At 45.6% G+C, this 12,507-nt stretch carries 13 protein-coding genes and 2 pseudogenes; 4 read left to right on the top strand and 11 right to left on the bottom strand.

All coding sequences use genetic code 11. The features are described from left to right. Positions 1-48 precede the first annotated feature (48 nt). From K6Y21_RS13535 to K6Y21_RS13510, 6 genes are all read right to left on the bottom strand, one after another. Positions 49-588 carry a ClbS/DfsB family four-helix bundle protein gene (locus K6Y21_RS13535; protein WP_233072372.1) on the bottom strand — a complete coding sequence of 180 codons (540 nt, stop codon included), beginning with the start codon at positions 586-588 and terminating at the stop codon, positions 49-51. Positions 589-700: 112 nt separating this feature from the next. Next, positions 701-1,117, bottom strand: a complete 417-nt coding sequence (locus K6Y21_RS13530) for a GNAT family N-acetyltransferase (protein ID WP_233072371.1) — start codon at positions 1,115-1,117, stop codon at positions 701-703. 1 nt (position 1,118) lies between these two features. Continuing rightward, on the bottom strand, positions 1,119-1,622 hold the full coding sequence (locus K6Y21_RS13525; protein WP_233072370.1) for a DUF2867 domain-containing protein: 504 nt from the start codon (positions 1,620-1,622) through the stop codon (positions 1,119-1,121). 122 nt (positions 1,623-1,744) lie between these two features. Next, a complete protein-coding gene (locus K6Y21_RS13520) occupies positions 1,745-2,140 on the bottom strand; it encodes a hypothetical protein (RefSeq protein WP_233072369.1) in 396 nt (131 codons plus the stop codon). A 92-nt stretch (positions 2,141-2,232) separates the two neighbouring features. Beyond that, on the bottom strand, positions 2,233-2,646 hold the full coding sequence (locus K6Y21_RS13515) for a ribosomal maturation YjgA family protein (RefSeq protein ID WP_233072368.1): 414 nt from the start codon (positions 2,644-2,646) through the stop codon (positions 2,233-2,235). A 254-nt stretch (positions 2,647-2,900) separates the two neighbouring features. Then, entirely contained in the window at positions 2,901-3,656 is a 756-nt protein-coding gene (locus tag K6Y21_RS13510) for a DeoR/GlpR family DNA-binding transcription regulator (protein ID WP_233072367.1), read from the bottom strand. Between the two features lie 207 nt (positions 3,657-3,863). Between K6Y21_RS13510 and K6Y21_RS13505 the strand changes: the two genes are divergently transcribed. Beyond that, the gene (locus K6Y21_RS13505; protein WP_233072366.1) at positions 3,864-4,502 is read left to right on the top strand and encodes an HAD-IA family hydrolase; all 639 of its coding nucleotides are present in this window, start codon (positions 3,864-3,866) and stop codon (positions 4,500-4,502) included. Continuing rightward, complete coding sequence (locus K6Y21_RS13500; protein ID WP_233072365.1) at positions 4,502-4,780, top strand: PQ-loop repeat-containing protein; 279 nt, start codon at positions 4,502-4,504, stop codon at positions 4,778-4,780. Before K6Y21_RS13505 ends, K6Y21_RS13500 begins: the two co-directional genes overlap by 1 nt. A 32-nt stretch (positions 4,781-4,812) precedes the next feature. Here the strand turns inward: K6Y21_RS13500 and K6Y21_RS21470 are convergent, their stop codons facing one another. Together K6Y21_RS21470 and K6Y21_RS13495 are read right to left on the bottom strand one after the other, a co-directional pair. After that, positions 4,813-4,932 carry a GNAT family N-acetyltransferase gene (locus K6Y21_RS21470; protein WP_432757997.1) on the bottom strand — a complete coding sequence of 40 codons (120 nt, stop codon included), beginning with the start codon at positions 4,930-4,932 and terminating at the stop codon, positions 4,813-4,815. Between the two features lie 254 nt (positions 4,933-5,186). After that, positions 5,187-5,474 (bottom strand): annotated as a pseudogene (locus K6Y21_RS13495) (transposase); the annotation flags it as partial. A 512-nt stretch (positions 5,475-5,986) separates the two neighbouring features. Between K6Y21_RS13495 and K6Y21_RS13490 the strand changes: the two are divergent. After that, the gene (locus K6Y21_RS13490; RefSeq protein WP_233072364.1) at positions 5,987-9,787 is read left to right on the top strand and encodes a DUF2339 domain-containing protein; all 3,801 of its coding nucleotides are present in this window, start codon (positions 5,987-5,989) and stop codon (positions 9,785-9,787) included. Positions 9,788-9,872: 85 nt separating this feature from the next. Here K6Y21_RS13490 and K6Y21_RS13485 read toward each other — a convergent pair whose 3' ends face one another. From K6Y21_RS13485 to K6Y21_RS13475, 3 genes are all read right to left on the bottom strand, one after another. Next, the gene (locus tag K6Y21_RS13485) at positions 9,873-10,232 is read right to left on the bottom strand and encodes a VOC family protein (protein ID WP_233072363.1); all 360 of its coding nucleotides are present in this window, start codon (positions 10,230-10,232) and stop codon (positions 9,873-9,875) included. A 275-nt stretch (positions 10,233-10,507) separates the two neighbouring features. Next, complete coding sequence (locus tag K6Y21_RS13480) at positions 10,508-11,251, bottom strand: hypothetical protein (protein WP_233072362.1); 744 nt, start codon at positions 11,249-11,251, stop codon at positions 10,508-10,510. 136 nt (positions 11,252-11,387) lie between these two features. Continuing rightward, on the bottom strand, positions 11,388-11,975 hold the full coding sequence (locus K6Y21_RS13475; RefSeq protein ID WP_233072361.1) for a hypothetical protein: 588 nt from the start codon (positions 11,973-11,975) through the stop codon (positions 11,388-11,390). Between the two features lie 135 nt (positions 11,976-12,110). On the opposite strand from K6Y21_RS13475, the pseudogene K6Y21_RS13470 reads away from it, so the two are divergent. Next, positions 12,111-12,507 (top strand): annotated as a pseudogene (locus tag K6Y21_RS13470) (IS4 family transposase); the annotation flags it as partial.

Genomic DNA, 12,507 nt, shown 5'->3' with positions numbered 1-12,507 from the left:
AAAACACGAGAACACACATGACCAACGAGCAAATGCGCACTGCATAATTTACCCTTTAACCTGTTTAACATGAGCGCGTAGTTTCTTTAATGCCCATTCATAATGGCTGGGCATAGCGGAAACACAATAGCTGCCTAATGTGGTGGTGCCTGTCCAAGAAAGGTATCCCTTAGTGAATAAGGCTTCATCGCTAAAAGGTTCCACCTTGGCCAACACGGCCTTATGACTATTTTGAACCAACTCTTTGGCCTTCGCTAAACTGGTGGCTTGGTGCTTTTGCCAAAAGACGATGTTCATCTTGCCATATGTTTTCCAATTGTAGGGCTCAGGTAAAAAAGGCGCTTGCTTACCTGACGAATTGGATCCAATCCAGTTAATGAGTAACTGATGCCATTCATAAAGGTGGATCAAGACATCACGCAAGTTACGATCGCGCTGCCAGTGTTGCTCTTTTTTATTCGCTTGATGGGAAAAATCAAATTCAGTCGCTAATGCCAGCTCCGACATAGCTTCAATACATTGCCAAAGCTTGTTAAAGCTCTGCTCGGATTGTGTGATTAACTCTTGCTTAGATTGAGCTCTTGGCATCTTAGCCTCCTTGAGTCATCGATTTGGAACGACTTTCTATCAATAAAATGCACCTGAAAAAAACCAACCCGCAGCTGACCATCTTGCATATAAATCACCACATCCGAATAGGCTAGTTGGCCAACGCCTGCCCTGCTGGCAACTCCCAACAGCGCTCATTCTTGCTGTACCCGAGCTTAGGGTAATAATCTTTAGCCTTTGGTGCTGCAATCAATAACAGCTTACAAGTTGGCTCCAGTTGGGCCAACACTTGTGCTTGCAATTGCTTACCCATTCCCAGCCGTTGACAAGCCGCATCGACGGCTAAATCCGACAAGTAGCAACAATAGTGAAAATCCGTAATACAACGCGCTATCCCCACTAATTTAGTACCCTGCCATGCACTCACGATTAGATTGCTGTTGTCTAACATGCCCTGCATACAAACGGTATTGGTGACGGGTCTGCGCTCACCTAAGGTTGAACGTGTTAATAAATCAACAAATGTATCAACCGAAATCGGCTCATTTACTTTATAGATGATATCCATTTTAAGCTCCCACTTGCCCTAACGTTTGCAGTGAACTTGGCACAATAAGCTTATGCACCGGCGCGACAAAAAACATATATACCTTGCCCCAAACATTATGCACATGAACCACAGTATTAGCGTGAACCGTGGCGATATCGCCTTTCACATCAATCATAAAAGACACCCTCACCACTAAGTGTTTGTCATTGTCTTCGAGCACGATCTCACTGTCGCTGATGCTGATTAAACTAAATATGCCAAGCCGCTCTCCTACCCTAGGTTGCACACCAGCTTCAGGCAAAGCTGCATCTTGTAATCGGCCTAAGTGCTTAAGCCCAAGGGTGGCAACAATGCGGTTTCTCAATTCCATTAAAAATGCAATCCAAGCTGGCGTTTGGCTTGCGACTTCAAGGTAAATATCAAGGGCGGTTTGACCTTGATAAGAAATTTCACGGGTAAAACTATCGGCAAAATACGCGCCTTTGGCGTAGTCGAATAGTTGTGATTGGGAAGGTATCGACATCTCTGCGCCGCCACTAAATTCAACGATAAAGTGATAATCTGACGCTTTGGACTCAATAAATCAACAATTTATAAAGCAAAGTAAAGCTCATCCCCGCAGCTAACCGGGCGAGCCCTACCGAATCACCCAAGCCTGACTTGTCTAAACTGTGTATTTTGCTCAAGCAATGCCTTAAAGAATAATAGGCAAGGGTCATTGGCATCCATTTTAGTACGGCCAAACAATTTTTCTTTCCAACTGCGATACTTATGAATTTGAAACACCCACTCGATTTCCGCACTCGGATCATCGCCCACTTCAAAATACGCACACGCGCCGAGCAAATACTCATCACCGTTAAAACTAAGCTCGCTGTACCACCCCCAATCTTCTGGCGCAGACTCTGACATTGGGTACTTACCATTTAACTCCGCATACAGCCATTGTAATAACGATTCACCAAAGATGGGATTAATTGGGTTTTCGCTCTCTTTGGTCACATCAAACTGCGCAGTTTTAAAATAGATATCTTGAAACATTGAAATCCCTATAATGATTTAAAATGTGCCTGTCCTGACAATTGTCCTGAAAATTCCCTTCAAAATTGCCATCATGATTCTGTGCCCATCATTTAATGATTTGTTTTCGGTGCAGATAGGTGTTTCCCTCTCGCTAGCCCGGCTTGGATACCTAAAATCAACAACCAACCTAAGGTGTAAGCAAGTAGATCTAGCCAATCAAAGGTAGCACCAAATATAATGCGCACCGCCTTGATATGCTCAAGGCCAAGGAGCGAGACTAATTTGAAATATTGGGCCACTTCAACGGCATAGGAAAACAGCAACACAAAGTGCGCTAACCAAGACGATTTAATCAAAAGAAATGATTTGAGTACGGTGTAAAGCCAGACAACCACAATCACGTCACCTAAAAATGGACGCACAAACTGATCATTGACAAAAAGTGCAATGTAAGCGAGCACAGCAAATAACACCGTACTGCAAACAAAATGTGCCTTACTAAAAACCAGTACCTTAACACTCACCTTGCCACCTCCCCGCTAAATCAGGCAATCCTTCTTCACTGTTGGCATTACCCTGTTAAAAACGATAACCAAGCAAAAGCTACAAAAGCTAGGACCCCCACTTAAATTATTGCCATTTACGCCCAAGCCCTGTCGAACGTTGTGATGTTGAGCCCCCGCAACAAATTCACCCATAACAAGGAGTGAGTTAGTGCAAATTGTAAATCGATGAGCGTCCAGTTACTTCTACCCACTAAAAGGCATAAGCGTGGCCATTAAACCGTAACAACGGTTATAGACTGTTCACGTAATGCATTCACCATATCGCCGTTAGCTTGGTTATCTGTGATCAACACATCTAACTCGTTGGCCGCGACAACCTGATGGCCGGCGACCACACCTAAACGATCGGCTCGACCTATTACAACGGTTTTATCTGCTTGCTCGATCGATACCCGCATTATATCGGCTTCTTCCATATACTTAGCAGAAAAACCACGCTCTGGATGCAAAGCGCATAACCCCATAAAACACACATCAAAGCGCATCCGTCGAATCATCTCGGTGGCCGTGGTGCCGACACAGCGCAGTGCTGGTTTAAAGAATATTCCGCCTATCATGATGACTTCGATTTTGTCATGTTTGGTCAACTCGCATGCGATCAGTGGGCAGGCCGTCACCACAGTAAGGGTAATGTCTTTTGGTAGCGCCTTTGCCATATAACGACAGGTGCTGCCTGAGTTAATCAGTACCGTTTGGCCTGGTTGAATGTAAGCCAAGGCGGCCTCTGCCAGTTTCTGCTTGTTTGTGTCTAGGTTTTCCAAACGGTCGGCATAATCGGGCACATCATACTGTAAAGGCAATGCGCCCCCGTGTACTCGGCGCAGCATTTTAAGCTCACCTAGCTTGTTTAAATCACGGCGAATAGTGTCTTCTGACACCTGGAGTTGTGCAGCAAGATCAGCGGCGTAAACTCGGCCTTTACGATTAAGTTGCTCAAGTATCAGAGTTTGGCGTTCTGCTAATAGCATCAGGTTCTCCTTAGCGGTAGGGTGAAGTGCCTTTCGGTATTCTGCATTAAAGTGCACTTTTTTGCATGTTTTTATTGCCGCATCTTATTTTGTAAGCGATACTGCGCAATGAATGCATTATTTTGCGGTTTTACGCCTTTACCAACAGAGTTTCATGCACATATCGGCACTTCAACCGCAATACCCGACACAGCTGGAGGAAGTAACATGACGATAAACCTAAACAATTATCAAGCTTTGATCTTTGACCTAGACGGCACCTTAGTTGATTCCTCCGAAGCCATACGGCTGGTGTATCAAGATTGGTGCAAGGAACAAAACCTAGATTTAGAGCTGGTATTAGACCGAGGTCGAGGTGCAAGGTTGAGCGATTTTTTGCCAGATTTAGCCCCGCATTTGGATGCGCAGCTGGAAAATGACAACTTGGTTGCATTAGAGGCCACCATCAAAACCGGCATCGTTGAAATAGCTGGAGCAAAGGACTTCTTGACTAGGATAACGAGGCAAAATATCCCCTGGGGCATCGCCACCTCTTGTACTAAAGCCGTTGCTGAGCTGCGTTTGGGCCTGATCAAGGTAACACCGCCCAAGGTGTTTATCACATCGGAATATATCGCTTTTGGTAAACCCGATCCCGAGCATTTTGTCACAACGGCTCATGCGCTTGATACAAATCCAGCGGATTGCTTGGTTTTTGAAGACTCTAACAATGGGGTTACCGGTGCGTTAGCGGCTGGGTGTGATGTGGTGGTGATTGGCCGAGAATGCAACATAGCACATCCGCGTATTATTGGTCGTTTTGATGATTACCACCAATTGAATTTGCAGCTATTGGAGATGTGTTAATGGAAGCGGTACAAGAAAGAAAATGGGATCGCGAAACGGTATGGGATGTAGCGGGTGTGATAGTGGGGTTGATGGGGTGTTTAGCCCAGCTGACCCAAGTTATCGCCGAGTGGCAACGCACTGAACCCAGCGGGCTATCGTTAGGATTTGTAATTGGCTATCTGCTGGTTTTTGCATTTTGGTTATCCTATGGCCTGTTTTTTAAACGCATGGCCATCATAGTAACAAATGCTATTGCATTTGTGCTTCAAGCCGCACTCTTGATAGTGTTGCTCTAGTGCGAACGAGCCGCTGGCAACGGCTCTAGATATCACTTAGTTACGTCCAACATCATAGGTACAAAGCGAATGCCGTTAAACTCGGCTTCTTCGTCTGTGGCCAAAAAACCGTTATGTTGGTAGAAGCCAACAGCATTGACCGAAGAGAGCAGCCTGATTTCATTCGCTGTCGTTGTAGCTAAAGATAGCTAGGACATATATCCGGCGTCTTAAAGGCTCTCTCTAGGGAACCCCGCCTCATGAGTTTCAGAAGATGTCTTACTCAGCTTTGCACCCACGATGCCTTGTTGGCAGCTGTCCACGCTGAGGTTCCGAATAAGACAAAACCGTTTAAATCATCAATGCTTTCTACCGCTTAGTGTTGTACTTGGTTGTTTTTATTTATTGCTAATTCTGGTTTAGGCGCTCAGACGCAGGCCTTGGATATATCAAACGCTTGCCTGTTGAACAATACCGACCAGATAATTCGAGCCAGCTTAGTGGCTAATGCAACCACGGCTTTGCAACCATGCATTCGCTGGTTGAGCTGCTGCAACCAGAGACTGAGTGTATCGTCTTTCTTATTGCACCAGTTTAAAACCGTTCGAGCACCATGTCTCAGATGTTTACGCAACGAGGCATTACCTCGCTTGCTTATTTTGCCTAACCGATTGGTTTCCCCACTGGTATATTGCTTTGAGGGCAACCCTATCCAGCTAGCGGCCTGCCATTATTAACAGCCCTTGCATCTCCCACAGAAACCAAAATGGTAGACACTATAATTATCTCCAATGCCAGGTATAGTGTTGAGCAATGTGTAATTTGTTTTATGCCGAACCAGCTCATTTAACTGCCCTTCAACATCTTTTATTTGCTTATTTATGCGCTCCACATTTGCCAGCAGCCTGACTATAACTCCTCTGATGACCATGGTGAGTTCATAAAGAAAGATAGAACGAGAGATGGGACAGACATTTTCATCTATTTTGGCATGTTAGGCTAGATAACTTCATTTAGAAAAAATGAGTCCTCAAAGTTCAACCCCGTATTCATCTATTTTCCGCAAGTTATAAGCGATATCGCGCAGGGTTCCTGCATAAGATAATTGATAAATTATTTATTTAATCGGTATTATCTACTTTTAGATCGTTCAGACACAACAGACCGTAACGGGTAGCTAAAAGGTTCGATAGGCCAGCACACATCGGTTGTTTAAGTAGGTGAGCATTGAAGCATTTAATTACCGCGTTGGAAAACGAGCTGCAAGCGTTGCGGCATCATCAAATCGACTTAGCCATTCGCATTGACCAAGCAGAAAGTAAGCTAGCTAATATTAAAAGCGAAATGGTCAATGCCAACCTTGAGCCTAATGTCACCGCTGCGCCAGTCATAGCCGGTGTTGAACAGCCGCAAATCAAACACGTGACTCCCGAGCCGAGTAAGCCAGCCGAGGTTGACACCCCGATTGTCGAAGCAAACACAAACATCACACCGCAAGCTGCGCCAATTGAAAACCCACGACCAGTAGCAACATCAACTGAACACCTATCTAAAAAGCCTAAAGTCGTTCACTCGGCCGCCGCTCAAGCCAGCACTACTGTCAAGATAAAGCAAACGAGCACAGCGCCTACCGAATCCTTGCCGCAAAAAATGCAAAAAAATGCCCTTGAGCAGGCCAGTAATGAGTGGCTCGATGCCTTACTAGGACCGCTTGCCAAAGTCGCTCGACAATTAAAAGGCTTCTATAGCCATTACCAGCAGCGCGGCCTTGGCCCGGTGTTTTTGATGACCTTGGCGGGTATTGCGGCGTTAACCTTAGGATTTGGCTATTTGCTGCAATATTCATGGCACCATGTGTTTAGCGATGGCATGCGCATTGCGGTCTCTGTGCTATTCGCCAACTCAATTTTAGCGGCGGGCCTGTGGGTTTATAAAAAGAAACCGGATATGTCTGAATATGGCTCGGGGCTCGTGGGGCTGGCCATCATTTTAAATTATTTATGTGCTTATTTTGCAGGGCCTTATCTTGGCATCCTTGGCCCTTTATCATCGCTTATTTGGTTAGTCGCGGTGACCTTAGCGGGTTATGGCTTAGCACAAAAGCTGGAAACCAAAATCGTGGCCGTAATAGCCTTGCTCGGCGGTGCGTTTTCTCCCTTGGTGTTTGGGGTTGAGCAGGACTACCCCGCCTTGTATTTACCCTATATTTTATTGCAGGCGCTATTTGCTTGGCGGATCTGTCAGCAGCTACGCTGGCACGGCCTACTCACCTTGGCAAGCATGACCCATATCGCCAGTGTTGAAGCGTTTATTTTGTTGATTGATTTTCATGCCCAGCTTGATATCTGGCGTAGCTTGTTCGTGTTATTGTCAATTAACTTATTGTTTTTACTCTATACCCTCACAGGCATAGTGAAGTTGCGTAAACTGAAATTGGATCAGCATTTGTTGGCTATTCCAGTGGCGCAATTGGCCTTCTTTATCTTGGCAATGCTGCAACTGGATAACTGGGGAGGCCAAGTCTTAGCCCTCAATAGCTTGTTATTCCTTGGCTTATTTGCCTACTGGCGCAAGCAAGATGAAGTGAAACACCTGTGTTTAGTGTTTGCTGGTGTGCTCGCGGGTTTCGCCGCCACTATTTTAGTCTCGACTGAATTTCAAGGGGTTATTTGGTCACTGGAAGGCGCCTTGTTACTTTGGTTAGGGTTACGCCATCGTTATGTCGGCGTTCGCGGTGAAGCTTATGTGCTGTTAGTGATAGGTTTGCTCAGCACCGCCTATGCTTGCGTTAATTTATTACTGATCCCAAGCGAAGCGATTGCGCCCTTGTTTGTTTTTGCATCATTTGCCGTGACGGCGCCTTGGCTGAATTTTGCTATCACCTTGGCGATTGTGCACGGCTGTGAACGCTTACTTCATCATTATGTTGCTGTAGCGGGCGCTGACTTAGGTAAAGCCGAGCAAGGCGTGACGCGGGGCTTGGCAGAATTACTCTCGCTGCTGTTGGCGCTGTTTGTGTATTTCAGCTGTTATATTTGGCTGCCAGATTATCTCTTGGTTGCCTCTATATTAGTTATTCCCATGCTGCTGTGGCGCACCACACGCCAAGTATTGCCTGCTACCGAGATCTTGTCTTGGCTAGCCTATTTGCCGTTATTGATTCAGATTTTAATCAGTGTATATCAAGCCCATAGCTGGCGCTTTTTTGAGCAAGACTTGCAGGCACAGCTAGCGCGTGTTGGTGTATTTGTTTTAATGTGGCTGAGTTATCGCGTTTATTGTCGTTACTTGCCTAGCTCTTCGTTATTGCCCGTAGCAAGGGCTGTTAACTTACTGGTTTACCTAGCTATTCCGGCTTACGTTACGATTAAAGTGGGTAAGGTGGCAGGGGATTGGGTGGCACTGGCCGCCTGGTTAAGCATGGCGATTGCGTTAACCTTAGATTATTGGCGCAAAGACAAAATACTGCGCATGGAAGCCTTACTGCTGTTCTTTTTCGCGGTCTTGTTGTCCGTTTGGCAAGCTGCGGACGAGGGCATGTGGCAAGGCTGGCTTGGCTTAGGACTTGGCTGCGTTATGTTTGCCGCGATTGAACACAATGTTGCTCGCTGCCGAGCACGTTTGCGTGCATTAGCGCCTTTGCCTGAGTTACTCAAACTGACGCCGGCCTATTTCACCTTAGTGGTGGTGGCGCTGTTTTGTTACTCGTGGCATTGGCCACAGCATATTGCCCTATCCCTTTGGGGCTGCGCGCTGGTGGTATTTGCACTGCACGCTTGGCTGGCGCATCTTTGGTTTCGTTATCAATTACTGGCGCTGGTTTGGTCGGCCAATATCGCCATGGTAGTCAGCTTATTTGCCGAATTACCCCAAGGTTGGCTGGCCTTAGGCATCAGTCTGGTTGTCTTTAGCGCGTTGCGACTAAGGTTAACGCAATGGCGCGGTTGGTTGTTTAGGCATCACCCCCTCACCTTATTACGTAAGAGTGTGCCTTATTATTTCTCCTTGGTCGTGGCCATATGTGTTTATGTTGCCACTAAGCTCCCAGACGCCCTTTGGTTTAGTTTATGGGGCTGCGCTGCGTTTGCTCTCGCCTTGCATCTGCCCATCCGCCATGTGCTATTGCGATCCTTAGCAATGATGTTGCTGGTGTTGGCAAGCGGATATAACTTTTACCTCAGCTTGAATGATGATGTTAATGGTGTGCTAGGTTTAGGGATTGGATTAGCAGCGATAATGGCATACAGCTATGTTTATCCAAGTCGCCAGCGCTACCTTACCCGCTTTAAACCATTAGCCATGGCCTATCCGGTAAAGCCTTATTACATGGCGATGGTTGGGTTCGCTACGACTTATTATGTTACCGACTGGCTTGCCCCTGCGCTGCTGGTTGCTTATTATTGCTTGTGGCAAGACTTGAACCATTGGCCACTGCACAGACCCATTCGCCCGAGTTGGCGTTTGGCCTTGGCCAGTGTTGTCATGGCCACGCTTTGCTTAATCGGCTTACATGGGGCGGCACTGTATGATCCAACATTGCACGGCGCTCCACGCGAAATCTTACTACTCGCCATATTTGATGGCCTTGCATTACTTGGCTTGGGTAAACTGTTGTTTTACACCCCCATTAAGCGGGTGCTGCGAATCCATTATCTAAGCTTGCTACTGCTTTGGCATGGGCTGTTTATCGCTGCTTATTTGTTAATCGGTTACAGCTTAGGCTCTGAGGTATATGCGCCATTTAGTTCGGTAGCCCTTGTGGCACATGGCAGCTGGTTAATGATGCTGAGCTTACAGCCACAAAAACAACGCTTAATTAGGCTGGCCAGTGCGTTATTTGCATTTGTTTTTATCAAGGTGATCTTTTGGGACATGGCAGGTTTTGCTTTGGTGCAAAAAGTCGTGGCCTTTATGGCCATCGGCGGTGTGTTATTGCTGGTCTCTTACTTTTATCTTAAGCAAAAAAACAAACAATTAGCCGAGCGCCCTTGTGTTGGGCCTTTATCAGAAATGAAAAGCGAGTCTTAGCCTATACAGGGTGCAGCTACCGTGCTCCCTGTCTTGTTCAAGGGTTGAATATAAGTGTCGGCTGCGCGGCACCTATTCTTATTTGTTATACGCGTGCTGGCGACCAAACTGCAAACTCATTACCACTTGGCTCAATAAAGTGGAAACGACAACCCCCAGGAAACTCAAATATTGGGCGAACAATTTCACCACCATTTTGAACCACTTTCGCCAAGGTAGACTCGATATCTGCGCTGTAGAAGATCAAAAGCGCCCCGCCAGTTTGAGTCTGGCTGCAAGCGTCTGATTTAAAAAAACCACCATCTAAGCCCTGATTGGAAAATGCTGAATAGTCAGGGCCGTAATCAACGAAATCCCAACCAAAAACAGATGAGAAGAATGACTTTGTTGATTCCAAATCCTTTGCACCAAACTCAACATAATTTAACTTTTCATGCTGATTCATGTCCTGCTCCTTTCTCATTTTTTTAAATGCGTAACACCTCATCAATCGGCGCAAAATGGCTGGCTATACTTCGCGACGGAGGAGCAAAGTATAGCCAGCGTTTTGGCGTCCGTATACATGCTTATCTTGCACCTATAATTTATGCGCACACAAAACACGCATAGGCTATCATCATGAGAAACACATAACGCATTAAAGAAGGAGCTAAATAAGTGTATTCACGCGGAGCGCGACTTATTTTATCCCCTGGATTTTCTTGTTAGGCTCTTGCGAGGTTAACGCCAGCAATACTGTGCATCTACATTATTGGTGTCGCGTGCTGCTTTCATTAGTTCGATATTTGCAGGATCTGATAAGAAGGCTTGCTCTTGAGATATCATTTGTTCGATCTTTCGTAAAGCCTGATTCAAGCTCTCTTCTCTATTTGGTCCTCTTGCAGGTAACTGTTCAATAAACATAGCCTGATAAGGGTTATTTGACACCCAATCGAAAGCAGAGCTTCTCTGTGTTTGCTGATTTTCGATGCTACAGAAAGCGTATCCGTTGATAACAGGGCCTGCTAACGTTGCAAAATCGGCTGTTGCTTGTTCAACCTGTGCTAATGCTGGGTGTGAAAGATCAAGAACCTCAGACAGCGTTATAAACCTATCTTTAGCGACATAGAACCAAAAAACTGACTTGTCTCTGAGGCCGACATCATAGAGGCGAATTGATAATACCATGAGGGTCATTGGAGTTATTAGTTCTGGTGATTGCTTAATAAGCTCTTCTGCCTTAAGAATGTCGGCAGGATCATTCGACGATAATAATGAGTCATAGTTCTTGGCAACAGATACAGTAGGCTTTTCTGATGCGGCTACCGCCGCACTGTAATAGGGGGTAACGTAGATGCCTACTTTTCTTACCTCCAGACTGTTGCTCTCAAAGAGCCCTGAGTTTTGTGTTATTGATGGCTGTGATGTAGATGCACATCCGATTAGCGACGCAAGTAAGCCGGCGATGATTAGTTTTGATTTCATTTAGTATACTATCCCTGATTATATGTATGCCTAACTCCGCAATATGGGGCGCATAAAAGCTTGGCTAAAATAGGAACGAAGTGACGTAGCCGAGCTTTTTACGTCCCATTCATAATGGCTTTGTTATACGCAAATATCACTGAACTTGTATTTTTACAGACTCACGAACAAGCTTTGAAGAAGCACTTTGTAACGCCATAAATTCTTTCATTTCTTCAAGTTGATCTTTGCCAAACGCTAAGACACCTGCTTTTTTTGATGCTGGAATTCTTAGCTCACTGGTAACAACATACGCAGTAATTCCATCAACAACCACTCGCTGGTCGGTAAAGGTGCCAAATGGTTTGCCGTGCTGATTCGCGCACATGATTCTTCCGACGGAAGTTTTGTGACCACTAACATCAATTTCTTGAGGACCATTAAACAAAACATCCGTACAACTTTGCTTGGATAGAGAGAACATTTGCTTTTGAAATGACTCTGCTGAAGTTTTAGAGCCTAGCGTTAACATTTGTTCGGTGATTATCCATTTGGATGTTATCGGGTTTTCACCTTCCGGCACCCACTCTTTTATGTATTGAGAGTTATCAGCACGATCCGACACAACCGACCATTTAACATTTTGAGGCAACTCAACATTAACGCTGGTAACGCTACCACTAGGCGAAGTTGAAGCACAAGAAGCAAGGAAAGCAGTTCCCATTGCCATTAATAATTTACGCATTGTTATCTCCTTTTTGCGTATAACGCCTTGCTCTAGCGAATCCCCAAAAAATATCTTTCGCTATCAAATACATAGAAACGCATCTCGTTGTGTAAACTAATTAATTTCGCCAAAAACAAACCAGATTACAACGAGATGCGTGAGCTCAATATCATACACCAACAGCTACAAAATCAATGCCCTTTCATTCACAAAAAGCGACTTAATTCCCTCATTGATTCCACCCATGCATTGCTTCAAGGTGACCGTCTCACCCTAACTCAACTTGGCCGTTTCATGGCGGGTAAGACATCTCCTAAACATGCCATTAAGCGTGTTGATAGGTTGCTTGGTAATGCACAGTTGCACCGCAAGCGCATCGATATTTATCGCTGGCATGCGCAGCTAACTTGCAGTCTCAACCCTTTTCCATTTGTCCTTATCGACTGGGCTGACGTGCGTGAACAGCTGCGAATGATGACATTGCGCGCATCCATTGCCGTCAATGGTCGCAGCGTTGTTTTGTATGAACGCACCTTTGAATTCAAACATT

This window comes from Motilimonas eburnea, from assembly GCF_021295345.1.
GTDB lineage: Bacteria > Pseudomonadota > Gammaproteobacteria > Enterobacterales > CBDFNC01 > Motilimonas > Motilimonas eburnea.
Note: the sequence above shows the minus strand (reverse complement) of the source record. Positions and strands in the feature narration are given on the sequence as shown.

What these genes read in the sequence shown, in the direction of transcription:
- K6Y21_RS13520 (WP_233072369.1), bottom strand. Translation starts at nt 2,140, where the DNA reads ATGTTTCAAGATATCTATTTTAAAACTGCGCAGTTTGATGTGACCAAA.
- K6Y21_RS13535 (WP_233072372.1), bottom strand. Translation starts at nt 588, where the DNA reads ATGCCAAGAGCTCAATCTAAGCAAGAGTTAATCACACAATCCGAGCAG.
- K6Y21_RS13510 (WP_233072367.1), bottom strand. Translation starts at nt 3,656, where the DNA reads ATGCTATTAGCAGAACGCCAAACTCTGATACTTGAGCAACTTAATCGT.
- K6Y21_RS13485 (WP_233072363.1), bottom strand. Translation starts at nt 10,232, where the DNA reads ATGAATCAGCATGAAAAGTTAAATTATGTTGAGTTTGGTGCAAAGGAT.
- K6Y21_RS13530 (WP_233072371.1), bottom strand. Translation starts at nt 1,117, where the DNA reads ATGGATATCATCTATAAAGTAAATGAGCCGATTTCGGTTGATACATTT.
- K6Y21_RS13525 (WP_233072370.1), bottom strand. Translation starts at nt 1,622, where the DNA reads ATGTCGATACCTTCCCAATCACAACTATTCGACTACGCCAAAGGCGCG.
- K6Y21_RS13500 (WP_233072365.1), top strand. Translation starts at nt 4,502, where the DNA reads ATGGAAGCGGTACAAGAAAGAAAATGGGATCGCGAAACGGTATGGGAT.
- K6Y21_RS13480 (WP_233072362.1), bottom strand. Translation starts at nt 11,251, where the DNA reads ATGAAATCAAAACTAATCATCGCCGGCTTACTTGCGTCGCTAATCGGA.
- K6Y21_RS13505 (WP_233072366.1), top strand. Translation starts at nt 3,864, where the DNA reads ATGACGATAAACCTAAACAATTATCAAGCTTTGATCTTTGACCTAGAC.
- K6Y21_RS13475 (WP_233072361.1), bottom strand. Translation starts at nt 11,975, where the DNA reads ATGCGTAAATTATTAATGGCAATGGGAACTGCTTTCCTTGCTTCTTGT.